32 protein-coding genes are annotated in these 24,535 nt (G+C 34.3%); 5 read left to right on the top strand and 27 right to left on the bottom strand.

The window, feature by feature from the left end; genetic code table 4:
- Positions 1–34: 34 nt before the first annotated feature.
- The 17 genes from GvMRE_RS13690 to GvMRE_RS13680 all read right to left on the bottom strand — a co-directional run bounded on the left by GvMRE_RS13690 (position 35) and on the right by GvMRE_RS13680 (position 8,897).
- Positions 35–181 carry a hypothetical protein gene (locus tag GvMRE_RS13690; RefSeq protein ID WP_172575306.1) on the bottom strand — a complete coding sequence of 49 codons (147 nt, stop codon included), beginning with the start codon at positions 179–181 and terminating at the stop codon, positions 35–37.
- A 33-nt stretch (positions 182–214) separates the two neighbouring features.
- Positions 215–400, bottom strand: coding sequence for a hypothetical protein (locus tag GvMRE_RS07170; RefSeq protein WP_147410537.1), 186 nt, complete (start codon positions 398–400; stop codon positions 215–217).
- Positions 401–403: 3 nt separating this feature from the next.
- Positions 404–538, bottom strand: coding sequence for a hypothetical protein (locus GvMRE_RS14370; RefSeq protein ID WP_281267956.1), 135 nt, complete (start codon positions 536–538; stop codon positions 404–406).
- A 1-nt stretch (position 539) separates the two neighbouring features.
- A complete protein-coding gene (locus GvMRE_RS07165) occupies positions 540–1,031 on the bottom strand; it encodes a hypothetical protein (RefSeq protein WP_147410536.1) in 492 nt (163 codons plus the stop codon).
- Between the two features lies 1 nt (position 1,032).
- Complete coding sequence (locus GvMRE_RS07160; RefSeq protein WP_147410535.1) at positions 1,033–1,263, bottom strand: hypothetical protein; 231 nt, start codon at positions 1,261–1,263, stop codon at positions 1,033–1,035.
- Between the two features lie 2 nt (positions 1,264–1,265).
- Entirely contained in the window at positions 1,266–1,547 is a 282-nt protein-coding gene (locus GvMRE_RS07155; protein WP_147410534.1) for a hypothetical protein, read from the bottom strand.
- Between the two features lie 871 nt (positions 1,548–2,418).
- The gene (locus GvMRE_RS07150; protein WP_147410533.1) at positions 2,419–2,631 is read right to left on the bottom strand and encodes a hypothetical protein; all 213 of its coding nucleotides are present in this window, start codon (positions 2,629–2,631) and stop codon (positions 2,419–2,421) included.
- A 473-nt stretch (positions 2,632–3,104) separates the two neighbouring features.
- Positions 3,105–3,317, bottom strand: a complete 213-nt coding sequence (locus GvMRE_RS07145; RefSeq protein ID WP_147410533.1) for a hypothetical protein — start codon at positions 3,315–3,317, stop codon at positions 3,105–3,107.
- On the bottom strand, positions 3,317–3,661 hold the full coding sequence (locus GvMRE_RS07140; protein ID WP_147410532.1) for a hypothetical protein: 345 nt from the start codon (positions 3,659–3,661) through the stop codon (positions 3,317–3,319). Before GvMRE_RS07140 ends, GvMRE_RS07145 begins: the two co-directional genes overlap by 1 nt.
- A complete protein-coding gene (locus GvMRE_RS07135; RefSeq protein WP_147410531.1) occupies positions 3,654–4,049 on the bottom strand; it encodes a hypothetical protein in 396 nt (131 codons plus the stop codon). Before GvMRE_RS07135 ends, GvMRE_RS07140 begins: the two co-directional genes overlap by 8 nt.
- Positions 4,042–4,329 carry a hypothetical protein gene (locus GvMRE_RS07130; RefSeq protein ID WP_147410530.1) on the bottom strand — a complete coding sequence of 96 codons (288 nt, stop codon included), beginning with the start codon at positions 4,327–4,329 and terminating at the stop codon, positions 4,042–4,044. The genes GvMRE_RS07135 and GvMRE_RS07130 overlap by 8 nt, the downstream gene beginning before the upstream one ends.
- A gap of 105 nt (positions 4,330–4,434) precedes the next feature.
- Complete coding sequence (locus GvMRE_RS07125; RefSeq protein WP_147410529.1) at positions 4,435–4,644, bottom strand: hypothetical protein; 210 nt, start codon at positions 4,642–4,644, stop codon at positions 4,435–4,437.
- Positions 4,644–4,910, bottom strand: a complete 267-nt coding sequence (locus GvMRE_RS07120; RefSeq protein WP_147410528.1) for a hypothetical protein — start codon at positions 4,908–4,910, stop codon at positions 4,644–4,646. The genes GvMRE_RS07125 and GvMRE_RS07120 overlap by 1 nt, the downstream gene beginning before the upstream one ends.
- Positions 4,903–5,184: a hypothetical protein gene (locus GvMRE_RS07115; protein ID WP_147410527.1), complete on the bottom strand. Its 282-nt coding sequence runs from the start codon at positions 5,182–5,184 to the stop codon at positions 4,903–4,905. The genes GvMRE_RS07120 and GvMRE_RS07115 overlap by 8 nt, the downstream gene beginning before the upstream one ends.
- The gene (locus GvMRE_RS07110) at positions 5,177–5,497 is read right to left on the bottom strand and encodes a hypothetical protein (protein WP_147410526.1); all 321 of its coding nucleotides are present in this window, start codon (positions 5,495–5,497) and stop codon (positions 5,177–5,179) included. The genes GvMRE_RS07115 and GvMRE_RS07110 overlap by 8 nt, the downstream gene beginning before the upstream one ends.
- 102 nt (positions 5,498–5,599) lie before the next feature.
- Positions 5,600–6,565 carry an IS630 family transposase gene (locus GvMRE_RS07105; RefSeq protein WP_147410525.1) on the bottom strand — a complete coding sequence of 322 codons (966 nt, stop codon included), beginning with the start codon at positions 6,563–6,565 and terminating at the stop codon, positions 5,600–5,602.
- Positions 6,566–8,753: 2,188 nt separating this feature from the next.
- The gene (locus GvMRE_RS13680) at positions 8,754–8,897 is read right to left on the bottom strand and encodes a hypothetical protein (protein WP_172575304.1); all 144 of its coding nucleotides are present in this window, start codon (positions 8,895–8,897) and stop codon (positions 8,754–8,756) included.
- Positions 8,898–8,967: 70 nt separating this feature from the next.
- On the opposite strand from GvMRE_RS13680, the gene GvMRE_RS07095 reads away from it, so the two are divergent.
- Positions 8,968–9,342, top strand: a complete 375-nt coding sequence (locus GvMRE_RS07095) for a hypothetical protein (protein WP_147410523.1) — start codon at positions 8,968–8,970, stop codon at positions 9,340–9,342.
- A 9-nt stretch (positions 9,343–9,351) separates the two neighbouring features.
- Here GvMRE_RS07095 and GvMRE_RS07090 read toward each other — a convergent pair whose 3' ends face one another.
- Complete coding sequence (locus GvMRE_RS07090; protein WP_147410522.1) at positions 9,352–9,591, bottom strand: hypothetical protein; 240 nt, start codon at positions 9,589–9,591, stop codon at positions 9,352–9,354.
- 225 nt (positions 9,592–9,816) lie between these two features.
- Positions 9,817–11,406 carry a rolling circle replication-associated protein gene (locus tag GvMRE_RS07085; RefSeq protein ID WP_147410521.1) on the bottom strand — a complete coding sequence of 530 codons (1,590 nt, stop codon included), beginning with the start codon at positions 11,404–11,406 and terminating at the stop codon, positions 9,817–9,819.
- A gap of 166 nt (positions 11,407–11,572) precedes the next feature.
- On the opposite strand from GvMRE_RS07085, the gene GvMRE_RS14365 reads away from it, so the two are divergent.
- Genes GvMRE_RS14365 through GvMRE_RS07075 form a run of 4 tightly spaced genes read left to right on the top strand, consistent with a single transcriptional unit; the run spans position 11,573 to position 12,793 of the window.
- Positions 11,573–11,698 carry a hypothetical protein gene (locus GvMRE_RS14365; RefSeq protein WP_281267943.1) on the top strand — a complete coding sequence of 42 codons (126 nt, stop codon included), beginning with the start codon at positions 11,573–11,575 and terminating at the stop codon, positions 11,696–11,698.
- Positions 11,691–11,819 carry a hypothetical protein gene (locus GvMRE_RS14360; protein ID WP_281267955.1) on the top strand — a complete coding sequence of 43 codons (129 nt, stop codon included), beginning with the start codon at positions 11,691–11,693 and terminating at the stop codon, positions 11,817–11,819. Before GvMRE_RS14365 ends, GvMRE_RS14360 begins: the two co-directional genes overlap by 8 nt.
- 54 nt (positions 11,820–11,873) lie before the next feature.
- On the top strand, positions 11,874–12,248 hold the full coding sequence (locus GvMRE_RS07080; protein ID WP_147409884.1) for a hypothetical protein: 375 nt from the start codon (positions 11,874–11,876) through the stop codon (positions 12,246–12,248).
- On the top strand, positions 12,242–12,793 hold the full coding sequence (locus GvMRE_RS07075; RefSeq protein ID WP_147409883.1) for a hypothetical protein: 552 nt from the start codon (positions 12,242–12,244) through the stop codon (positions 12,791–12,793). The genes GvMRE_RS07080 and GvMRE_RS07075 overlap by 7 nt, the downstream gene beginning before the upstream one ends.
- On the opposite strand, the gene GvMRE_RS07070 is transcribed toward GvMRE_RS07075, so the two are convergent.
- From GvMRE_RS07070 to GvMRE_RS07020, 8 genes are all read right to left on the bottom strand, one after another.
- Entirely contained in the window at positions 12,790–13,032 is a 243-nt protein-coding gene (locus tag GvMRE_RS07070) for a hypothetical protein (protein ID WP_147409882.1), read from the bottom strand. The two genes, GvMRE_RS07075 and GvMRE_RS07070, sit on opposite strands and share 4 nt — an antisense overlap.
- Entirely contained in the window at positions 13,019–14,815 is a 1,797-nt protein-coding gene (locus GvMRE_RS07065; protein ID WP_147410520.1) for an AAA family ATPase, read from the bottom strand. Before GvMRE_RS07065 ends, GvMRE_RS07070 begins: the two co-directional genes overlap by 14 nt.
- 2,007 nt (positions 14,816–16,822) lie before the next feature.
- Complete coding sequence (locus GvMRE_RS07055; protein ID WP_147410518.1) at positions 16,823–17,728, bottom strand: hypothetical protein; 906 nt, start codon at positions 17,726–17,728, stop codon at positions 16,823–16,825.
- Positions 17,721–17,951 carry a hypothetical protein gene (locus GvMRE_RS07050; protein WP_147410517.1) on the bottom strand — a complete coding sequence of 77 codons (231 nt, stop codon included), beginning with the start codon at positions 17,949–17,951 and terminating at the stop codon, positions 17,721–17,723. Before GvMRE_RS07050 ends, GvMRE_RS07055 begins: the two co-directional genes overlap by 8 nt.
- 1 nt (position 17,952) lies before the next feature.
- Entirely contained in the window at positions 17,953–18,885 is a 933-nt protein-coding gene (locus tag GvMRE_RS07045; protein ID WP_147410516.1) for a hypothetical protein, read from the bottom strand.
- A 3,475-nt stretch (positions 18,886–22,360) separates the two neighbouring features.
- Positions 22,361–23,053, bottom strand: a complete 693-nt coding sequence (locus GvMRE_RS07030) for a hypothetical protein (protein WP_147410514.1) — start codon at positions 23,051–23,053, stop codon at positions 22,361–22,363.
- Positions 23,053–23,997: a kinetochore Spc7 family protein gene (locus GvMRE_RS07025; RefSeq protein ID WP_147409877.1), complete on the bottom strand. Its 945-nt coding sequence runs from the start codon at positions 23,995–23,997 to the stop codon at positions 23,053–23,055. The genes GvMRE_RS07030 and GvMRE_RS07025 overlap by 1 nt, the downstream gene beginning before the upstream one ends.
- Positions 23,998–24,010: 13 nt before the next feature.
- Positions 24,011–24,499 carry a hypothetical protein gene (locus GvMRE_RS07020; RefSeq protein WP_147410513.1) on the bottom strand — a complete coding sequence of 163 codons (489 nt, stop codon included), beginning with the start codon at positions 24,497–24,499 and terminating at the stop codon, positions 24,011–24,013.
- Positions 24,500–24,535: the final 36 nt, after the last annotated feature.

Genomic DNA, 24,535 nt, shown 5'->3' with positions numbered 1-24,535 from the left:
AGTTTAAGGACAGGTGGCAAGTTTTTAAAGTTTTCTAATCTTCTTTCTTTTGGAAAAGTTTACCAGTTACTTTTTGGATTAAGCCGGAGTTATAGATAAAGTATCCGACGGCTAATCCCAGAGCAAACATGGCTAGTTTACCAGTGGCTCAAGATTTTAGAGTTGATTCTTCGTTATTCATGGTTTTTTAGTTTTGAGGTCAATAAAGGGTAGGTTAAGCTTTAATTTTTTGGATAATCATTCAAGCTCAGGTAGCATAGATGGCAACTGCGGCAATGACAACGGTAGCATTAACAAAAGCTTCTTTATTTCTTTTGCTTCCTTGCTCTCGGGTTCATTCATAGGATTCGCGGTCAATGTATTTACTTTTTAAGTTGGTTTGGTTTTCAATATTTGGCATATTTTATTTTTCTTTTAAGTGTTTTTCAATTTGGTTCAGGGTGGCTTGGATAGCTTGTAAACAGGCTAAAGTTTGTTGTTGAGTTTGAGTGAACTCATCAATTTTAGTGATTAAAGGTTGGGTGTTAAGGTTGAACATATTAGTAGGTTTCTTCTTCAGTAGGTAAGCGAGGGCTAGGGTTATTGTATTCAATGGCTTTGTGTTCTTTGGAATGAGTTAAACGTAAAGACTGAATATTTTGGACTTGGGAAATAAGGTTAGTGAATTGCTGGGAAGCATTGTTTTCTAAGCCTTCTAATTTAGTTCAGAGTTGTTGCTGATGATTTAGGACTTGGGTGAGACTGAATTGAATTTGCTGTAAAGAACTCTGGATTTCACCAATAGTGCCAGTCATTTGCGGGATTTTTTGTCCGGTCATGGCTTCTAAAGCAAAAGGGATTCAAGGAACTATTTGCATTAAGGAAGGAGGCAAGGAGAATAAGCCTTTTTGGGGTTGCGGCTGGGCTTGTTCATTAAACTGACTTTGGCTTTGCGTGCTTTGGAATTGAGCTTGATTATCAGTAAACTGACTATTTTGGTTAAAGCTATTTTGCTGCGGTTGCTGAGCAAAGTTATTATTAAGTTTTGGCATATTATTGGGCTAGTTTAATTACTGAATCAGCCGCAAATAATAAGCCACCAATGGTGGATAAGTGAGCAATACCTTTTTGAAGCGAAGGAGAAGTCTTAATTTTAGGGATAAAATATCACAGTGCTAGGAGAACCAAAGCAATTAGCAATAAAACATGTCTTTTTTCTCATTTTCATTTAGCAGAGTATGGGCTGGTTTGAGAAGAAGTTGCTTTTTCTTGTTGGTTTAACATATTTAGCGATTATACTTTTTTTCTAAGGCTTGATTGAGGGCTGATTTTAACTTGCTACTAGGAGTGAATTTAAAGCGATAAAAGACATAAGCTTCACCACGAGGCTTTTTTAAATAACTAGTCATTTGACCTTCAGTCTTTTTTAGAGAACCAAAGGAACCTAGTGTTCCGATTTGGACAGTTTCATTAGTTTTGGCTTTTACTAGGCGGGTAAATAAATCTTGGGTGACAAGGGAATAGGCTTCTTTTATTTCAGATTGAGTGTAATTCGTTTTTGTTGGCATATGGGTAAATATAGCAATTAATTTGTCGACCAATCAATTTCTATAGTTTTCTTTTTAGAGATTGGGTGATTTTGCTGATTAAAAAAATCGTTGGTATATTAGTTGATATATCAGCTGGTATACCAACGGTAAATTATGACAAATTTTTTAGAGACTTGGAGGGTTTTTTGACAATTTTTTTTCTTGTGATTGAGAAACAAGCAACTTGTGGGTTTTTGTTAAAGAGTGTTTGACTTATAGGCTTTTCTTTTTATAAAGAGAGACTATTCTCTGATACTCTTTAACTTATAGAAACTAGTTTGGTTATTCTCCACATATTAGAGAATTCTTTTCTGTTTCTTTCAGACGTTAACTCCAACTCTTAAACGCTTCGTAAGTAAACTTACTACGCTATTATACTCTTGCCAAAATAATATACTAGCGTATATTTAAAAGGTAAAAAAGGCTGGAACTAGGCTAAAATAGGGCGAATTTGGAGGCTGTTCTTTCCCTGTGTTTTTAAAAATTGCATTAAAAGAAAAAGACTGTTCTTTCTCTAGGTAAACCTAATCACTAAAATAAAAAAGTAAGGACTTTGATGGGTCTTCCGTTCTCAACTTATTCATACTATCACCTAATCACAGAACTATGGCTGAACCAAGTTGTTTTCAGTTCCGGGAGTTCTCGGTCTACTTAAACTAGATTATTGGCAGATTAAGTAGTTTCAAAGACTTTGCTATTCTGAGAATAACTGTTCTGAGGGTAATTATTCCCTCAAAGGAACCAGCAATGGATTAATAGACAATAAAAACTTCTACTCATGTTTTTTTGTTTTGCTGGCTCCAATCAGGGAGTAATTAAAAGGAGAGTTTACATATTTCCTCGAAAGGCATTATTTACCTTCTCCTTTCACTTGTTCTCATTTCTGTGTTTGCTTGTTTCACTCTCAGAGATTAGTTATTAAAGGAGGAGTTTTTTTGCCCGCACAAAGATAACAGATAGCTCCTAGAGGATTGATTAATAAGAGTCCTTTTAAGTGGTCTTTGGGGCCAATTATTTGCCAAAAATCACGACAAATTTGGCATTCAATTCTAAGGTTAAGCATTATCCTTGACCTCCTTTCAAGCGGTAATAATGAGCTTCTTGTTTGTGCTTTTCATCTTTACACTGTTCATTAAGCACTACTAAATATTCCCCACAAGTTGAACAGAAACCTTTAGCAAAATCTTTTTTCTCTTCTTGCTCTAATTGTTGNATCACTAAAATAAAAAAGTAAGGACTTTGATGGGTCTTCCGTTCTCAACTTATTCATACTATCACCTAATCACAGAACTATGGCTGAACCAAGTTGTTTTCAGTTCCGGGAGTTCTCGGTCTACTTAAACTAGATTATTGGCAGATTAAGTAGTTTCAAAGACTTTGCTATTCTGAGAATAACTGTTCTGAGGGTAATTATTCCCTCAAAGGAACCAGCAATGGATTAATAGACAATAAAAACTTCTACTCATGTTTTTTTGTTTTGCTGGCTCCAATCAGGGAGTAATTAAAAGGAGAGTTTACATATTTCCTCGAAAGGCATTATTTACCTTCTCCTTTCACTTGTTCTCATTTCTGTGTTTGCTTGTTTCACTCTCAGAGATTAGTTATTAAAGGAGGAGTTTTTTTGCCCGCACAAAGATAACAGATAGCTCCTAGAGGATTGATTAATAAGAGTCCTTTTAAGTGGTCTTTGGGGCCAATTATTTGCCAAAAATCACGACAAATTTGGCATTCAATTCTAAGGTTAAGCATTATCCTTGACCTCCTTTCAAGCGGTAATAATGAGCTTCTTGTTTGTGCTTTTCATCTTTACACTGTTCATTAAGCACTACTAAATATTCCCCACAAGTTGAACAGAAACCTTTAGCAAAATCTTTTTTCTCTTCTTGCTCTAATTGTTGGTTAAAACAGGCTCAAGAGCAATAGTAAACAGTATTGATAACTTTCCTGCCCTTGGGGTTTTCTTTAACATTTCCGATATAGACTTCTTTCAGGATTTGTCCGTGTTTACCTTGAAACTGATTTTCTTTAATTCATTCATTTACTGGAGGCTTGACTTTTAGGCTTTGACAGACTAAGCATTGTTTTTTATTCATGTTTATTCCTCCACTTTCCATTAATTTTCTCTACTTCATCTTGGGTTGTGAAGGTGAAGGTTGTGGGGCATTCTTTTGAGAGGTCTTTCCGGTAGTAAGTGATTTGCGGCAAAGTTAAATCTTTTCAACTTAAATCCGGAGTTAAAGCATCTGAACTTTGGTCTAGTTTAGCAAATACTCTGATTTTTTTCTTATGGGTAGTGAAAGATATTCAACCATTTTCTAACTTAAATCCTTGGCTGCCAAAGCTGCCTTGGAATTGTCGGTCTTCGGTGATTTCGTGTCAGTACTCTCCCTGTTGGTATGCTAGGGTATTATTTAAGTAGTGATATTTAAAATGAGGATACTTGGGCTGACAAGGGGCAGTAGACTTTTGATATTTACTCATTTTCTCCTGTTTCCTTCCAATCCACTAAATAATAACTCCCTTGGTAATTGCGGCAAGAGAAAAGATATTTTTTGCCTATATAACTGTCTGATTCTAAGGCTTTTCAAACGGTTATTTTGATTTTGTTTTTAAAAGCAAAGATTTTTTGGGGATGAATATAGCCTTCTAACTTTACTTTTAACTGGTAATAGTGCTGAGCATATTCGGGATTTTTACGTTGGTTTTTCTTTTGAATAGTTCCCGTGAATTTGTAGAGATATTGCGTGCGTTTTTTAGTCATTAGAGCTGTTTCTCCTCACAATTAGGGCAAGATTTGGCTTTTTTTCAGGGTTGAAAGAAGTCCTTTCAGCCTAATCATTGGTGGCATTTGGGGCAATGGTTGTATTTAAACATCTTGCCCTCCTCAGTTTAAAGGTGATTTGCCTTTCTTGATTTGTTTAGTTTGGCAAGAATGGCAAGTATAAATGAAATAGTTATTGCCATTTAGGTGAAACCGGTCATCTATTCATGCTCGACCACAGCCATTAGAGAGGGGTGGTTGGATTTGCTTTGGTCTGATGGCTAGAAAACTAAGAGGGCTTTGGTTAGTTTCCATTATAGTTGTTTCCTTTCAATGGTTCTATTTCTCTGGATAATTAAGGCTTGCTTAGTGAACTTTTTGATAAGTTTTTTATAGTGTTTTTGGTTAAGAACTAAATTACGAGAATTTTGCTGTTTAACGGGAATATTATCAAGCTGTGCTTCTAGAGCTTTTAGTTGGTTTTGGTGTTTTCTTTCTAGGTTAAATGGTGCTGATTGAAGAGGCTTTTTAACTGATTTGGGTTTAAATAAGCCTTTAATTAAGGTTAAAAAGTTAATCATAATCCTCCTCTTCTTGGCTTTCTCAGTCATCCATTAGAGAACACAATCCTTCTTCATGTAAAGGTTGACCAAATTCATCGCTCTTGCCCTTGATTTCTTGGTCTTGGAGGAGCTTTAGGGCTTCTTTAAGGTTTTCGGTGAGATTGTAAAGGGTATCACTATCTCAGGTATCAGAGTCATTGGAGTCTATGACTTGGGCTTCAATTATGCTGTCTAATAGTTTGCTTAATTTATCAAGCTTTTTTTCAATTTGTCTTTGGAGTTTTTTATTCATGGTGAACTTCCTTAGGTTTTAGAGAGTGTTTTCTCTGATAGTGTTTTTCTATAGTTTGATTATTTTTGGTTGCAAAAGAACAGCCATAAAAACAAGGGATTTGTGGTTTAATTAGAACACAGATTTTACATTTTCTTGGGGGTTGGTTTTTGAATTTAATTCACCCGGAGCCATCTCCGCACTCTGGACACTGATTTTGTGCGTATCTGCTGCCATTTATAGCACAATTACGGCAATAATCATAATTATCCTTTTGGTAGCAGGTGAAACTATCGTCACAAGCAGTGCATATTTTTTTTATTCTTTTAGGCATTTTTTGCCTCCTTATTTATTGCTTGGTTAAGCATGTTTTTTAATCCTTCACAACGAGTGGGTTCACAAGCAGAGTGGGAGTTTATTACTCTATTCATTACTTTTATCCATCTTTTGAATAGTATTTTAAGCAATGTTCTAAATACTTAGTCAAGTCTTTTTGGTTTAAAATTTCTATTCCTTGCTTTAAAAATATATCTAACTCTTCAAAAGTTCGTGGTTGATACTTTTCAATGTGCTGTCGAAGGAAATTGAAACACAACTCAACTGGGTTCAATTGAGGAGTATACGGTGGAAGATAAAGTGGTATAATCGCTTTACTTCTCAACAGTTCTTTAATCGTGACTAGACCTAAATCTAAGCAGGATTGTCTAGCCCGATGAACTGGCACATTATCCATTATCAGATAATGTTCTCTATCTGGTGGAAGCCTGAGGTTAACAATAAAGTCGTGAAATCTTTGGGTTTCCAATCCACCTTCAAATAGTTCATAGCTAATTATTCCTTGTTCTTTTACAATCTGAATACAAAGGACAAATGTTATGTTAGAGCCTTTATTGCCAGGTCGATGAGAAATAGCTCGTGAGCCTTTGTAAGAATAGCCTCTTCTAGGAGCCTCATTCAGATGGAAAGACATCTCATCTAAAGCAAAAATAAAAGAATTTGAAGGCAGAGACTTGACTTTCTTTTTAAATAATTCGATTTCTTCTATTTTTGGCTTTTGTTCTGAGTATTGATAAGCAACTTTCTTATAAGTAACTTCTTCCCTTTTCAAAAATCGAGAAATAGTAGGTTGGCTTATCTTCAATCCTAATTGCTGACAAATATAGTTAGCCATTGCCTGCTGGTTTTTAGTATTGTTTTCTTTAATAAAATCAAGTAGTAGTTTCTTTATTTCCTTATCAATCTTAGACTTTCGTCCTGATTTTTTCTTTAAACCATTATTCTTTCTTCACCTTTGAAGAGTTCTTTCGCTAACTTGGCAAAAGTTAACAACTTCTTGTTGGGTTGACAAACCCTTTTGTGGTGATGATTTACACCTTACTATATAAAACTTTTCTTTACTCATATAATTATATTTTACGCTCTATTTAGTTTTAACGATAAAAAAAACAAGTCAATTTAATCAAATTTTCTCTTTCTGCTTATAAAATAAGAATATAAGATAATTATTGAAAATCTATTTTTGTCTTATATTAAGCGAGGATAATAACCTAATTTAAAATAAAAGAATGCTACCAAGGTTCATTATCCTCATTTTTAGGACTAACTAAGAAACTAGAATATATGGTTGGAAGCAAAAGTGACCATACATCTAAACCTAGTTAGTCATGTATACCGACCAAGCAAATGGGGTAGATAGAACCAATCAAAGAACTACACGCCCAAGAGTGGTCGGTATATATTATTTTTAACGTTTCATAAAGTTCCTTATGAAAAATTGATAACAATATTCCTCATGTAAGTTAGTAATTTATTACTAACTTTTTTTCTTTTTGCTTACAAAATAAAACACTAAGCTGCCAACAATAGCACTTGCTATTAATCCACCACCAATTATTCAAGGCAAATAGTTCTTCTTTGTTTGTTGTTCTTGACTACCACTCAATAAAGCATCTAGTTCACCTTTGCCGTATTTATCCTCAAAAGTTTTCATTGCTTTTTCTTCACTACTTTTAGCTAATTCATAAAATAAGTTAGCCGTTTCCTTTTCTTCCTCATATAGTTCTTTATCAGTGACTAGCACAGTAGTCTTTTTCTCTAATTTTTTGCTAAGTGCTATTAGAATTAAGATTTCTTTTTCAGAATATTTTTTTTCTATTTCTGCTTTGCTTACACTAGATTTATCATCAACAGATAAAGTCAACGATACAGGGAATAACTTAGTTTTCTTAGCTAAAAATTTAGCAATTGTAAGTTTAGGTTTTGGTGAACTAGATTTTGTCTTTGTTGTATTAGGATGCTTACATTCACCAAANTATAATTCTGAACCTTTTAAGCCTTCTCATTTAAAATGAATTTCTTTTTTACAATCATTACAAAGTTTATCATATTTTTTGCTACCAGTTCAATAACCACCTAAGTTTGTTTCACCACATTTACTACAAATAGCATCTTTGTTTGTATCTTCATCCTCAAAAGTGGCAGAATTATTTTGTTTAGTTTGGTTTCTTTCAGATAACTTTCATATGCTTTTATCTGCTAGTTCTTTATGATATTTATAATTACAACTTGGTGAACAAAATGTTATTCTTAGTTCAAAATCTATAGCTCAACCTTTTTTCATCTCAGGTCATTCTCTTTTGCCACAGTAACCACAATCTTGTTGGTGATTTCTTTTAAATTCCTCAGCACAAGAACAATTTTTATCACTGAAAATATGAACCTCTTTCTTGAAATTACCATAAGGGTCATAATACTCATACCTTATTGTTCTGTAAAGATAAGCATTTTCACTTTCAACTCAGCAGGATATATCACATTTTTCACAAATATGTTTGCGTCTGTTTAAGTTAGGGTTATTTCTGTTTGGGTTTGGCTTATTCATGTTTTTTCTAAACTTCTCAAAGCAATCATCACAAAGTTTTTCTTGAGGTCCAGGACCAACAAGGTCTGATAGTTTATTTAACTTGTTAGTTTCTTTTTTACACATATCACATTTGGGATTTGTGGGCTTTGGTTGTTCTTTGGGTTTTTCATCAATAGTGTTTTCAGGTTTTTGTTCTTTTTCTAATGCTTTAATTTTATGTTCAATTTCAGACAAAAAACAGCCTGCTTGGCGACCATGTTGTTGCTTTCCTCTTAATGCCTTTTCTAATTCAGGAGTTGCTTTTTGATATTCATCTAAATTACTTTCTAAAAGTTCTTTAAATGCTATTAGTTCTTCTTTACTTAAACCTTGCTTGATATTTTGTCTATTTTGTGTATCAAGATATTTATCTAGTTTCCTTTCTAATTCAGCAACCTTATTTTCATCAACTTTTAGTTTCTTATAACAATCTTCACAGACATAAAGTTTTTTTTTATCCTTAATTACTTGTTTAATTTTACCATCTGTTCCTACACAAGATTTAGTTTTACACTCTTGGCATTTTAATAATTCTTGAAGACATGGGTCACAGAGATTACCATCTCAAATTTTTTCTCCTTCTATACTTAAACCAGCATGTTGGGCTTCATTTATCTGGCATCTACTACATTTAGGATTGTCATTATTTCCATCACTGGAATTTTGATTATTCCTATTAGAATTGTTGTTATTGCGAGAATTGTTGCGGTCTTCAAACCAAACTACTCTCTCTCTCTCTCTCTTGCTGTGCTAATCATACTCATATTTTTTCCATATATAAAATTTTAGTATTGTTCTTAGGAATTGTCTTATCTTTTGTCTTAGGAATCATCCCTAGAATTGTCTATGAATAATGTAATTTCCAAGTTATAAAAACATAAATAATAGTATAAAAAAACTATATGGAACGAAAATGATATAAGAAGTTTTCTAAAAACAAAGAACCTTCTGAGTTGTCTAAATTAGTAAGTAAAAGAGGACTTCCTAAACCTTTAAAAGTTAAGTGCTTTCAGTGTAAAAAAACTTTTTTTATTAAATATGTGGTAGTTAGCAAAGGATATAGCAAAAAAAACAATTGAGAATACTGAACTAATCCTGAAGCTGATAATCTTGAGTTTTGAAAAGATAAAGAAGCTAGGAAGAAAGACAATCAAGTATGCGATGCCTGTCTTTTAGCCCTTTATTACAATAAAGAATTATTTTGAGAAACTATTAAAGATCCAAAGAAAAAACAAAGAATGAGAACCTATGTATATACTGGAACAATTTCAGAATAAAAACGACGCTTAATTTGAATAATGTAGTAAGTGCTTATTGATGATTCCTTTGATTTTGAATATGATGTCTCAATCCTGCTGTTGTTTTCAATGCCTATAATCTTCTTGGATTTGTTGGCTGTGAGTTAAACAATAAAATCCTGTTGCTATTATTTGGTTGGGACAAATTAAGCATTTTTCATTTAGCCGTTGAGGGTCGTGGTCGGCCAACACCCCGTTTTGGTTTATTTCTTGTTCTGTTTCTTTCATAATTATTTGCTTGGCATAATTTTGGTCAGTTTATGCCGAAACTGTTGGTTGCCTTCATAGCTATTAAGCAGTATTCCAGGCAAGCAGGCAACCAGGAGGGCACAAATTGTAGTTTGTGGAGGATTCTTTTGTTTTAGCAAAAGGTTCCTCAGCAGATTACTCTGGATAGTCAGAAACGCCTAACCAGTAGCTTCATCCTTAAACTCACCTGGGATAAAATGTGCTTTATAGCATAGCTCCTCCTTGTTCATTTTTTCAGGGAATGTGATAATTTAGGTTTCAGTGATTTAGGTAAGCATTACGGCTTTGGATAGGATTAGAGAAGCGGTTATCTTGGAAATTTTGTTTTTCTTCAATGTCAAGAAACTCTTGGGCTTGGTTATCAAGGTTGAGGACGAATTCTTTGATTAGAGGGGCAGTTTCTTTGCTGAATTGGAAGTGGAGAACCGGCTTTTTTTGGAAATGGTTGTAACCTAATTGGTCGCATTTAGTGCTTGTTTTTGGCACTTGGGTTTGTTCGAGAGGGAGATTAGCAAAAGTGGTTTTTTTACAGAGGAGCAAAAGGCTGGAAATTAGGTATTCTTGGAAATCAATCGGGGCTATTTTGATTGCTGGTTTGCGACGAAAGGCTAAGTTTTCTTTGAGTTTGGTTTCCTGGACTAGTTTTATTAGTGGTTGAGTATTTAAAGCATGATAGCCTAAACGATAACTTTTCTTAATGATTAAGGGCTTGGCGCAGTGTCCGATTAGGGTTTCATTAGTGCGATAATAATAGGTGTTATCTTTTCTGCGAAAGATATGCTGATTATGAGCCAAGAATTGTCCGGTTAGTTGGTCGCGTTTTGAGCCGTTGATTAGAATGGCTTCTCGGGTTTCATACTCGTAGAGGTTTTTGAAGAAACGATAAGTTTTATGTTTGGCTGTTAATCCGTGTTGCTGGTAGAGGTTACGGAGATGGAAACTTTTAGAGAGATATTTGGCTAAATATTGGCTAATTGTTCTCCTTCCTGTGCTGCGACTTTCTACTCGGCCTCAGGGTCATAACTTGCTGATATAAGCCCGACAGTTCCAGCAAGATTTAAAGTTTTTGGTGAGAGTGCAGTTATGAGCATAAGGAACGATGGGCGTGGAGAGGAAATGAAAGTGTCAATGACCATTCTTTTGGAGTTCAGCAATTACTGCTCATTTTCAGTGGCTTGGTTTGAATACGCGGCGTACTTTTCTTAAAAACTGGCTTAAAACTTTGGAAGCAAGGGGTCAATTACTGGCAGTTTCTGAGGAGGTTTTCAGGATTTTAATCTTTAAAGGCTCGGCAGCAGGGTCAACAGTTTTAACTCATTTAGTTAATCAAGGCAATTTACTTTTGAGTGGTGCTCAACAGCTATCTTTTTGCGACCAATTGGTAGTGAAAGAATACAGGTTATCCTGGGTGGTATTGAAAGTTAAAGTGAGGAAAAGAAGTGGACGGGTTTCCGCTGTGCCTTCAAAATTAGCTTCAATTTTGTCTTTAAAAATGGTGTGTAAGCGTTTTTCTTTGCTGGAAAAGAGAGCAAAGTAGTGGCAGTTTTGAGCATCTTTTCGGCAATCAGAAGGCAAAGTTTCTTGGGGTTTAAGTGATGCTGGTTTAGTGGGCTTGTTTTTATCTTTTAAATAGAAACTTTTAGCACTATTTTTAGATATACTTACATATGTGCGTTGGGTGCTTGGGATTTGCTTAAAAGAGAGGGTAAGGACATTGAAATCTCGGTGGTCGCTGATTAGAAATTGGCGTAAGTTTTCTTTTTTTACTTGTTTTATTTTAGTTAATGCGTCCATGAGGATTTTTGGATCATGGAAATTCAAACTGGTAGTTATGTTTGCATTAAATAACACAACTTCCTAAATCAGCATCAGCAAGCCTATATAATAATTTTAGTATACACTCTCTAAACTATTTATTTTTTTGTTTCCATTACCTCTTTTTATTTAAAAATAAATAATTATGAATAGTAATGATCAAGAAATAAACCGAATTAAAGAAATATTAAATAATCCTAATTTAGCTAAACCAAACAAAATAATTTTAGAAAAAAGATTAAAAGAGTTGGAACAAAATAATCATGACTAAAATCTTTGCTGTTTCTTGCCCTAAGTGTGAAACAGAAACTCCTCTTTCTAGTAAAAATAAAGAAACTTTAAAAGAAATGAAAGTAGAATGTAATAAGTGTGATTGAGCAGGAATAGCCTAGGAAGGAATTATTAAAGAGAAATCTTTTGAAGAATGATTTTAAAAATTAAGTATTATGAGAGTTAGTGAAAATTTAAGAGAAGAAAAACAAGAACAACATAATCTACCTAAAAAAGAAATGGTTAGAAAAACATTAAAAAAAATGATTGAGTTATTAGAGAAAGAAGCCCCTATTTCTCAAAAATATCCTTTTTGTGCTACTTCTCACATTCAATATTACAGCCATTTAAGGACAAATTGTCTAAAAAAATATGAAGAACTCTATACTTTAAAATGCTTTGATATTCGACAAAAAAAACTATTAGAATATTTAAAAGAAGGTTTAAATAGAATGCCCCAAGAAGAAGCAGAATATAACCGACAATTATCTCTGTTAGCTTGTCAAACTATATTAAAACGAGAAGAAAAAAACGAAGTATTAAAATGTTAGGCTATATCAAGTGTCCCAAATGTCAAGAAATCAATCCTTTATATACTCCTTATCCTAAATGTTATCAGTGTGGGCATACTCAATATATTGATAAAAACAAAACAGAACAAGAAACTCAAAGCAAAGTAAAAGAAATGGTCAAATATTTAATACCTACTGGCACACCATTAGTAGACTTTCCCGAAAGCAGTATAAATCCCATAACTAACGAAAGCAATGCAGGTTGAAGTTGTAATATAATTAGCGGAGGGATTTCTACTAATACTATTTCTATTCCTCGAAATACTCTTTATATGTCAAGGAAAATAATTGTTGATACCACGGCTCATGAATCGGCTCACATTCTAACTTGGGATGAAGACATAGCTCATGGTCCTCGTCATGAAAAACAGACTGAAAAATTTGTTGGCAAGTTGAATAATAGGTTTGGCTCTTGAATTAACCAGCCAAATCCTAATGTTAAATACTTAAAAAATTATTATAAAAAACACCCTGAATATAGTTTAGAAGAAAGTGATTTATTATTTGACCCCTATGAAGACTAATCTTCAGTATCTTTACCTTTATAGCCTTCTTTTCAATTCATAATCATTTCTTTCACTTCCTCAGGCAACTTCCTCTCTTCCTTTTCACTAACTCCTAAAAATACTTGGTCATGTTTTCACTTCAAAGCCTGTAATCATTCATTAAAACTCTCTCAATCACTAAAATCACTCCCCACTTCCATTTCTAAAACTAAAAATATCATTTTACCACAATGATTACACTTTTTATAAATTCTCATAGTTTCCTCCTAAATTTCTCACAGGCTTACTACCCCATCAATACTCATCAGGTCAATCATTAACAAAATAATCACCTGTGTCAGCATTCGTTCCTGTGATAATTTCTTTAACCTTCTTTTCTTGACCAAATTCATCTTTAACAGTTCTTTCTTCAATCCCAATTCTTTTAGTAAGGGTTAAAGTTCTTGTTTTGCCATTTAGATTATAAGATAGTCGGATAACTCCATTTTCATCTTTCAAATATTTTTCTACGGGAGTTTCGTATAAATCGTCATACTCTTCTAATTTCTCTAAATAACCTGTTTGTTTATCTACTTCCAAAACCTCTAAAAATCTCACAGTAGCAGCTACATTATTAATCCCTCCTCTAATTCCTCAGGTTTCAGTTATACACATTTCAATAAATCTATCAGTGATTTTATTTAGCAAGTGTCCTAACTTAAACCTTCTCAACTCTTTCTTAAATCTGCTTCTTAAAATGCCTTTTCTTTGTTCCCAAGTTAAAAGTTCAATATTGATTGGTAATCCTCTATCTCGAACGAATTGAGGCACTTTATCTAAATAGTTAGCAGTCAATAACATCTGACACTGACTTAAATCTAACCTAAAATTAAAGTATTTATCCATAAAAGAAAAGTTCATTTCTCTATCGGTCATTTTACCAATCACATTCATTACATCATCTCGGCTACACTTTTCAAACTCATCTAATAAGATAATAGGGGCTCGGCTTCTTTGAGGTTTATTTTTGGTTAATTTGGGGTCTTTGCCTGTCCTTTGTCTTTCTTGGTTTTCTTCTTCTCAATCTTTAATATCTTCTTCCAATTTTTCTATCCTTTCTTCTTCTCATTCGGTTAAGTTTTCTTCGGGTCGTTCTTGTCGGTTGCCGTTCTCATCTACATAAGTTTTTATTTCTTGGATTTCTAGTTGTAAGTCTTGGATAGTAATTTCTGCTAAAATGCTTCTCTCGACAAAGGCTTCCATAACTTTTCCGTAGTTGGCAGATTGTAAAGTAGCTCGTTTGCCTTCTAATTCTCCTCCATCGTCCATACCTCCGACATTTATCATTTGGATAGGTCTTTTGTAAGCTTTGGCTAGATTTCGAGTTATTTCTGATTTACCTGTTCCAGGTGGTCCTAGCAAGTAAGGAAAGACTTGAAAAGGAGTAATTCCTAAACTTCTTTCTCGGTGAAAGACTTTTAAGTTTTCTCACATTTGAGACTTAAACTCCTTAAAGCCTATTACTTCGGCTTCTAAGGTATCTCCAATGTTTATGTCCATTCTTTTTTTGTTGGCTTTGGCTATCTCGATATTTTCAGCATCTACCACATATTCTTTTCAGTCATAATCAGGGCTTCCCATAATACTTTCAAAGACACTCACGGCAGGAACATAAGGACTTCGGTAAAAAGCATCTAAAAGAGTTTCACAAAGTTCTAAACGGGCTTGGTCAGTCTCATCTTTATTGGGCTTTTTTTCAATTCTTTTCTTATTTCGGTAGATTTGCTCTAAATACCAAGTAGGCATACAAGGCTTTTCTTTTTCTCTTCAGAGTTCATTTCATTCATCCTCGGAAATATCTTGGTCTGGGTCTTTTTGGGGTTTTTCTTTCTTTTTCTTGGGTTCTTGCTCCTCTATTAGTTGCTGTCGGGTAATGTAATCATATTGAAAGGTGTTAGAATTAAACCTAAACTCTCCTTGGGGTAAATAGAAAGAGTGGAAAAGATAAGAAAAATCAGTAAGGTCATCCATATTAGTTTCTACTAGTGAGAAAGAAGGCATAATCCTTGCTAATTGTTGATAAAAAACAGGTTGTTCTTGAGTAGTGATAGTTTTATCTATTTTGCCGTATTCAGTGTTTTTGCTGTCTTCTTTGGTTTTGTCGGTTTTATGAGAAGTATCTTTATTTCTTCCTCGACCTGTTCTTTTAGTTCAGTTGGGATTGATTATTTTATTGGGCTTGCCATCTTCACCTAAAACAGGGTTGCCTTNATTTTTCTATCCTTTCTTCTTCTCATTCGGTTAAGTTTTCTTCGGGTCGTTCTTGTCGGTTGCCGTTCTCATCTACATAAGTTTTTATTTCTTGGATTTCTAGTTGTAAGTCTTGGATAGTAATTTCTGCTAAAATGCTTCTCTCGACAAAGGCTTCCATAACTTTTCCGTAGTTGGCAGATTGTAAAGTAGCTCGTTTGCCTTCTAATTCTCCTCCATCGTCCATACCTCCGACATTTATCATTTGGATAGGTCTTTTGTAAGCTTTGGCTAGATTTCGAGTTATTTCTGATTTACCTGTTCCAGGTGGTCCTAGCAAGTAAGGAAAGACTTGAAAAGGAGTAATTCCTAAACTTCTTTCTCGGTGAAAGACTTTTAAGTTTTCTCACATTTGAGACTTAAACTCCTTAAAGCCTATTACTTCGGCTTCTAAGGTATCTCCAATGTTTATGTCCATTCTTTTTTTGTTGGCTTTGGCTATCTCGATATTTTCAGCATCTACCACATATTCTTTTCAGTCATAATCAGGGCTTCCCATAATACTTTCAAAGACACTCACGGCAGGAACATAAGGACTTCGGTAAAAAGCATCTAAAAGAGTTTCACAAAGTTCTAAACGGGCTTGGTCAGTCTCATCTTTATTGGGCTTTTTTTCAATTCTTTTCTTATTTCGGTAGATTTGCTCTAAATACCAAGTAGGCATACAAGGCTTTTCTTTTTCTCTTCAGAGTTCATTTCATTCATCCTCGGAAATATCTTGGTCTGGGTCTTTTTGGGGTTTTTCTTTCTTTTTCTTGGGTTCTTGCTCCTCTATTAGTTGCTGTCGGGTAATGTAATCATATTGAAAGGTGTTAGAATTAAACCTAAACTCTCCTTGGGGTAAATAGAAAGAGTGGAAAAGATAAGAAAAATCAGTAAGGTCATCCATATTAGTTTCTACTAGTGAGAAAGAAGGCATAATCCTTGCTAATTGTTGATAAAAAACAGGTTGTTCTTGAGTAGTGATAGTTTTATCTATTTTGCCGTATTCAGTGTTTTTGCTGTCTTCTTTGGTTTTGTCGGTTTTATGAGAAGTATCTTTATTTCTTCCTCGACCTGTTCTTTTAGTTCAGTTGGGATTGATTATTTTATTGGGCTTGCCATCTTCACCTAAAACAGGGTTGCCTTCTTTATCTTTCTCTATTCCGATGTATCCTGTATCAATATTAGCTTCTACACCTAGTCAATCAGCTCTATCTTGGATATGTCCGTAATCTCCATGAATAAGGTCAATTGTGCTGTAAGGCTTTTCTTTGTTAGTTATTCTTTGACTATCTCTTCGGTCTTCTCTATCGAAAGTGTTGTGAGTAGTAGTTCGGTCTCAATCTCCTGTTAAGCTTCGGTTAGCATCATATCACTTAGTTCTATCGTCTTGAGTGTATTCAGTAGTTTTAATGTCAATTAACTTGCTCATTTCTAATTTGAGGTGTTCAAAGATGTTGTTTCATAGTCTTTCTCTTTTTTTAAAAGTAAAGAATTTGCTAGCCATGCCACTTCATAATTTACTGAAAAATACTTCAGGTTGGTTATAGTGGGGGTTTAATTTCCATCTATCATAAACACAGTAGGAGTAAAAGGAGAAGTTAGTGTCATCTTCACTGCTAGAAAGTATTTTTTCCACACAATTTAAGGCTTCTTGGTGGAATTCCTCGAAAGTAGGGAATTGGTGGTAGATGGTTTTTTGTTGGATATCTAATTCTTGGTTTACCATATTTTCCTCCTTTGGTTAGTGGGACAATAACAATCAAACTCATTGCCTTAATAAGTGTCTCTTCCTTCACTGGTAAGAGGGCAATAGTAGTCAGCTTTGATGGCTCGGTAGGTTAAGCAATCTTGGCAGATTAAGGAGATTTCTCTTGGGTCATGATTAGGAAGGTTTTTGATATGACGAGGTTTTAAAGAAGTTTCAGGTTTGAGTTGGTGGCAAAATTGACAGGGTTTAGTTGGTTCAGTTTTGGTTTCTTTTTGGGTTTCGATAGTTAATTCTTTACCTGTGGCTTGGATAGTTTCTTTAAGCATTTCTTCCATACAATCAGGACAGTATTTATTTCCTTGCTTGTCAATTAGTCTTATGAATTCTTGATTTCATTCTTGTTGGCAATCAGAGCAAGTGAAGGTTTTTGTTTCTGGTTGGTTTAGGGGTTTGGCTTTTTTTAAGAGTTGGTTTTGTTTTTCTAATTCTCTTATTCTTTGGTTGGCTTCTATGAGGGCTTTTTCAGCTTCTTGGCTGAGGGTTTGGGACTTTGGTTTTGTTTCTAGTTCTTTTATTCTTTCTTCAGCATTGAATAACTCAGCAGAAGTTTTAGAGAGATTTAACAAGTGAGATTGAGCTGTTTTGCTCCAATAGTTTACTTGTTGCTGTAAGTCTTTTAGATTGTTGGCTGGTTTGCTGGGCTTGGTAGGTTTTAAGAGAGGACTGTCTGGGGGAGTAGGATATTGGACAATAGGGGAGGGTGAATTGTTAGTTTTTATTGGTTTCAAAGGTAGTGTTGGTGGGGGAGTTAGTAATTGATTAGTTTGGACTGGTCCCAATACGGGACTGTCTGGGGGAGTAGCTAATTGTTGGTTGAATTGGCTGTTCTTTTTCTGTTTTTTCAGGTCACTAGGCTTCACTCCCAACTTTACCTTCCTTTTTAATTCCTCAGCTAATTGTTGCTTAGTCATATTTACCTCCTAACTTCTTTTCTAACTTTCCAATTTCCTCTTTTAATCTTTCAATTTCAGCTAATTCTTTGCCGTTCTTTTTCTCTAATATGTCGGTTCGTTTGCTTAATTCAACACTTTTTTCTTTGAGTTTTAGGGAATAGTTGAAAAACATGGCTAACATGGCTAGTAAAACTCCACACAGAGTTAAGCAAAGGTAAAATAAAGGTAGACAGTTATTCATACTAACCTCCTATCCTTCCAAATTTAAAGTTATAGTTGCCTTTGCCTTCTTCAAATATTCGGTTGTATTCTCTAATAGACTTCCATAACAACCGATAGATTTTCTTTTCTTGGGCATCAAAATTAGCCTGTGAACTAAACACTTCACTAACACTTGCCCTCTCTTCCTTATTCTCCAAAGTATCATGCCTAATCCCATAAGCTCTCTCCATATTAGTTCACACAAAAGCAAACTGACTTCGATATTTCTCTTCATGAAACTCCTTAGGTTCATAGAATTCAGTTTTGATTTGGTGAGGAGCTATTCCTAATTTTCCTTTATCTCCCTCTTGAGATTTAGGTAAACACATAAAAAAGAATGGTTTCTTGCTAAATGATTTCATAATAAGACTAACATCAGCATCATCGGGTCACTGAGGGAGAGTGACCATGATACCTTTTTCATTCATAAAGATTTCTTTTTCCATTTGGGTTAGGATATTTACTAGTCTTTTGGTTCAGAAAGACAAGCCTTTTAGGATGGGTGTGGCTTCTTTGTTAAACTTAAAGATTACTCATTTAGTTAGGTCTTTGCTTTGGTAGGTTAGATTAGAGTTTTCCAGTAAAGTAAACTCATAAGAAATAACAGGTTCAATTGGTTCACTTCCTTTCTCCCCTTCTACTTTTTCTTTTAAAAGAGTTTGTTGGATGAGCTTAGGAATGGCTAATAGTTTTTGCTTGCCTACTTCGATAATGGCAATTTTTCCTCTTTCAATGGCTTCTTCAATGATTTCATCAAAATACTCCAATAAAGTTCCCTCACCAGTCAAATGAGCATTACCTACTAAGCAATTTAGGAGGTATTTTTTGGTAAGATTAGTAAAGGTTTCGTAATTACTCTCCACCTGTGATAAATCAAACATTTCTTTTTTAATAGTTCCATTTCAGTCATTCATAATTATTCCCTCTCTTTCCTTTCTTTATCTTTTTGTTTTTGTTTCTCTTTTTGTTCTCTCCTTGCCTTTTCTTTTTCTCTAACTCGGGCTTCTCTTTCTTTCCTATCTCGTTCTTTTTTGTCTTTTTCTCATTGCTGGTCTCGTTGTTTTTTCTCTTTTTCAGCCTGTAATTCTCGTTCTCGTTGTTTTTCCTTTTCAGTTTCTTTCTCTTGCTCTCGTTCCCGTTCTTTTTCTCTTTCAAGTTCCCGTTCAAGTTCTCTTTCTTTTTCTTGCTCTTTTTCCCGTTCTGCTTCACGTTCTTTTTCTTTTTCAAATTCTCTTTCGGCTTCACCTTGGCTTTCTTTAATATCAGTTTCTTTATCCTCTCAATCTTTTTCTTCAAGTTCTTGGTCAAATTCTTTTAATTTTTCAGCTTGTTCAGGATCAGTTTCACCAATATTAGAGTTAAATTGAGTATTATCATCAGTTCATTCGGGTTCTTCAAACTCTCTTTCCTTATATTCCTTTTCTCTTTCGGCAACTATTCCTTCAATAACAAATCGTCGATTATAAGTTCCGTCAGTGCTTTCTTTAAGTCAAGTAATAAGGTTAGTAGTAGCATCTCCTAAAATTAAAGTAAAGCCATTAATTTCTTTTCCCTCATCAGGGAAAGCTTGTAGTCCTTTACAATGTCAGTAAATATTATACTTTCCTCGGGGAATATCATAATCTTTTTCAAATGATAATCCCGACTTTAAATCTCAACCTGTGGAAGTAGAAGCAGTCATTCCTCCATTAGTAGAATTAGCATTCATATCATCAGCACACAATTCAGAAAAGTAATCTTTATTTGGGTCATTCATAGGAAAAATTCCCATATGTCCTGAACTTCCATATCACTTATATCCTCTGCTACTGTGTTCGGTTATTCTAGTAGCACCTCAATTAGGAGCTCCAATCATACTACACACTCAAGTAGCCGAATTAGCAGGAATTTCTCTATCTTTTTCTTTCTTTTCTTCACCTGGCACATACTCAACATCTTCCTGACCTGGGACAGTTCCTGAATTAAAAGTATCTCCGTGAGTAAAAGATTGTAAACCTTTATATTTTGGTCTTCATGGCTTAAATATTTCTTCTAAGTCGTCATAAAAGAAAGTTCCTGCTCCCAAAGCATTAGTTAAAGTATTATTGATATCATACATTAAATCAACATCACCTTGCCATTTTCCTACTTTTATACATTGCTTAAAAGCACTAAATCGACACTGAATGTTTTGAATAGGTGATTTGTTATTGTTATTGGCAAGATTATTATATAACACTTCGGAGTGTTCGAACCTAATCATAAACGGATTAGCTACACATCGATTAGCAAACTCTCAAAAGTCATAAGAAAAATCAACAGTGCTAGCATAGAAAATTGAAGGGTCTAAAACAAAATCTTGTCCTTTTCTTCCCGTGCTTTTTTTCTTTCGGTCAGTTTGAGCTTCTTTTTCTGGTTTGTCATCGTTCTGTTGCCTGCCTCCTTCAGGATTGATATTTAAAGCATCAGCATATTTGTCGGCTGTAATTAATCCTCCAATAGAAGCTCCTCCTTCACCTTTTCCCATATCTTTTATAGCTTGCTCAATTTTTTCTAAGGCTTCAGGTATCTTATCACCACTATCATCAGTGAAAGCTTTTCCTGCTCCTGTGGCTTCACTGCTTCCTCCAGNTTCATATCATCAGCACACAATTCAGAAAAGTAATCTTTATTTGGGTCATTCATAGGAAAAATTCCCATATGTCCTGAACTTCCATATCACTTATATCCTCTGCTACTGTGTTCGGTTATTCTAGTAGCACCTCAATTAGGAGCTCCAATCATACTACACACTCAAGTAGCCGAATTAGCAGGAATTTCTCTATCTTTTTCTTTCTTTTCTTCACCTGGCACATACTCAACATCTTCCTGACCTGGGACAGTTCCTGAATTAAAAGTATCTCCGTGAGTAAAAGATTGTAAACCTTTATATTTTGGTCTTCATGGCTTAAATATTTCTTCTAAGTCGTCATAAAAGAAAGTTCCTGCTCCCAAAGCATTAGTTAAAGTATTATTGATATCATACATTAAATCAACATCACCTTGCCATTTTCCTACTTTTATACATTGCTTAAAAGCACTAAATCGACACTGAATGTTTTGAATAGGTGATTTGTTATTGTTATTGGCAAGATTATTATATAACACTTCGGAGTGTTCGAACCTAATCATAAACGGATTAGCTACACATCGATTAGCAAACTCTCAAAAGTCATAAGAAAAATCAACAGTGCTAGCATAGAAAATTGAAGGGTCTAAAACAAAATCTTGTCCTTTTCTTCCCGTGCTTTTTTTCTTTCGGTCAGTTTGAGCTTCTTTTTCTGGTTTGTCATCGTTCTGTTGCCTGCCTCCTTCAGGATTGATATTTAAAGCATCAGCATATTTGTCGGCTGTAATTAATCCTCCAATAGAAGCTCCTCCTTCACCTTTTCCCATATCTTTTATAGCTTGCTCAATTTTTTCTAAGGCTTCAGGTATCTTATCACCACTATCATCAGTGAAAGCTTTTCCTGCTCCTGTGGCTTCACTGCTTCCTCCAGTAAAGAAAGCCATTGCTCCTCTAGCTAAACCTTTAATAGCTTTGCCTCCCATTTTACCCAATCACCTAGCTCCTTTTTTTAAAGTATCTCCAACAATCGAACCTACTACTGAATTAAGCAAAGAAATATCTTGAATAGAACCTTTTACTTTCAACTCTCATTTGTAGAAAATGTCCCCACTTTCAAAACAATAGAGAATACCACTAATGCTACTTCTAATTAGTATTCGATAACCTAATTGAAATCCTGAACCTTTTCTTTTCACTAATAAATGCTTTAAATTAGCTGTGAATAATAATTTCTTCTGAAAATAAAACTGTCCTGAGGAGTGATTTAGCAAATGAGGTTGTTCATGATAACATTTAGGAATTTCTTCTCAAAAGTAGTTTTGATTACTTTCAGGAAATCTCCTCGGAGAAGCACAGGCGATACCTTCAACCAACTGTCCACTTTCATTTTTAGCTTCATGATTAACATCCACGATAAAAAGCAAAGATGGCACCTTAGCATTGGTTAACATGTCTTGGCTATCTCCTTTTTTTCATTTCTTTAGCTTTAAATTAGAAGGCACAGCACAAACTAAGGGATAATCATGTCCTCCTTTCTCTCCTGCTTGACAATCAGGATTTTTGTTTTTACAAGCTTTACATTCATCAGCAGTAATAGTAACAATAGTTATATCTTGCTTGTCAGGTTTCAATAATTTTTCATAAGAAAGAGGAAAAACGGTATAAAGCAACTTAAAATCAGGTTGTCATTGGGCTGGTTTGCCTTGGGTTTGATAACCAACCGACACAGCTCTTTTTTCTCGTAAATCTCCACAGAAATCATAACAATTATTACAAGCTGGACACTGATAAGCAGGAGTATTTTAGTCTCCTGTTTCATCTTTTCAGTCTTCGTCTTGAGGTCAGTGTTCAGTTCGGTCTTTGATTATTTTACCTTCTTTATTCAAATGGTCGTTGTTAATTTGAGAAGTAGTAATCTGAGCTTGACCTTTGGAATTCATCATATCTCCGTAATTAGCTCAGATAGGGTCTTTGGTGACAGTGAGTTGGCAAAGCAAACTCCGATTATCAATGTAATCTCAGCTAGTTATTCAGTAAAGATTAGGGTATTCTATTCCTTTTCGATTAGCTTTTTCATTTCTTTTTTTGGTATCTTCAGATAGAGTATTCCGACCATAGAAAAGGACTATTCGAGGGTCAGAAAAGTCATATTGTCCTCGGTTTTGGAAGATGATAGTCATTTGATTGTTCTTGTTTCTTAATATGTAATGAGGAATACTTTCTAGAGTGCTTCAAGTTTCTTCCAAGAATTCTTTTTTGATTTCGATAAATTTATCAGGAGTAGGTAAGAACTTATAGTTAGGTTGTCATCATTTCCATTTAGAATAAATAACTAGATTTCGGTAGTTGGAATTAATTTCTTTGGTAATTGTTCCTCCTTTATCAGGTTTTTCAATGATGGGTTTCTCTCAATGTTTAGAACGGGTGAAAATATCCTTTGGTGATATTTTATTCTCATTAGTAGTTTGTAAGACTTTTTTATTTACTTGGTTCATTACTTACCTTCTCCTTTCACTAAGACTTCATCTGAAACAAATCACTTTCCCTTAGTAGCTCCCAATAATTCTTGTGGTTTTCTTTTCGTTCTTAAATCTACCACAGCTTTTTGTTGGGCATTGAAGTTCACAGCTAATCTTCCTTTACCAAACACTCCAAAAAACAAACAGGTATCATCAAACTTGGTAGATAATCCTGATAAATCTAATTCTTGTTTATTTTCTCCTACCGAATAGAATAAATAATAAAGTTTAGTTTGGTGTTGTTTAATCACTTTTAAAGCCTGTTCAGAAGGAGTTTCAAAAAAACTTAAAGCATCAGTTTTTTGGTAAATACTTAATAATTCTTTCATTTCTTTTACTCCTTTTTCTAAATTAGGATAAGTGTCAAAACCTACTTTTTTGAGAAAGTTAACTTCAGCTTTTTCTAATTTAGCTTTTTCTTGCTGGGCTTTTTTTATTTCTGTTTCAGCTCAATTTTTTCAGTAAATTCAGTGGGTGGTTCCTGTGGCTTTACCTTGAATGAATTGTTGCTTAATGTGGTTTTTTTGATTTTCTTTTTCGGCTAGTAAGTTATTGGCTTGCTGAATTAAGTCAGTTTTTTCTTGTTCTAATTCGTTTATTTCCGTTTGTAAGTCATTTATTTTAAGGTCTTTTTTGTGGCTTTTTTTGACTATCTCTTTAACTGTTTTGCCATTTAGAATAGTTCTAGCCTGAGCAAAATCATCAAAACCACATTCATTAAAAAAATCATATAAAGTTGCTAAAGTATCTTGGGCTTCTTTTAATTTATCTTCTAAATCTTTATGAGGTTTGCCTTTGCCTGCTTCTAAAACTTTAATTCTTTTTTCTAAGTGTTTAGTATAAGTTGGCTTAGTAAGAACTTGGTTATACTCTCTGGCTTTATTTAGCCAGTCATTAGCAAAATTTGGGTCATAGTTCATTTAGTCATACCTCCTAGGGCTTTTTCTTTCAAGCCAAAACATTGAAAGCAGTTATGAAGCCTCCATGGATTACGGGGTTTAAGAAAAATCATTGATTACCATTTTCAGGTTCTTCTTTAAAACGAAAGCCTTTGTTGTTTTTTCTTCTTCGGTAAAGCTGTAAACATCTTTCGTCAAAGACTAGCATGCCGTAGCCATTAGGTAAAGTGTCTTCCATAATGTTCTCTGAACCAAATCTTTTTTCTAGGTCTAGGGCTTGGAAATTAACATTTTCTTTATAGCCTCCAATGTCGATAGTGTTTTTAACCGAGCTGTCTAAAAGACAAATCATTCTTTTATAAGACCTGATTTTAGTTTCCATGGGTTCATAGCCTTTGGTTTTGTCGTCAGGATCTTTTTGGTAGCCTTTATTGAATTCTTTTGACCTTTTTTTTAGGGCAGAGGAGCCATCAAAAAGTTCTTTTAAGATTTGGATGGGGTCTTCTCAGAAAGTGTCTTCCATTTCTTTTAAATTACCTTTNGAGAGAGAGAGAGAGAG

Source organism: endosymbiont GvMRE of Glomus versiforme (assembly GCF_003546845.1).
Note: the sequence above shows the minus strand (reverse complement) of the source record. Positions and strands in the feature narration are given on the sequence as shown.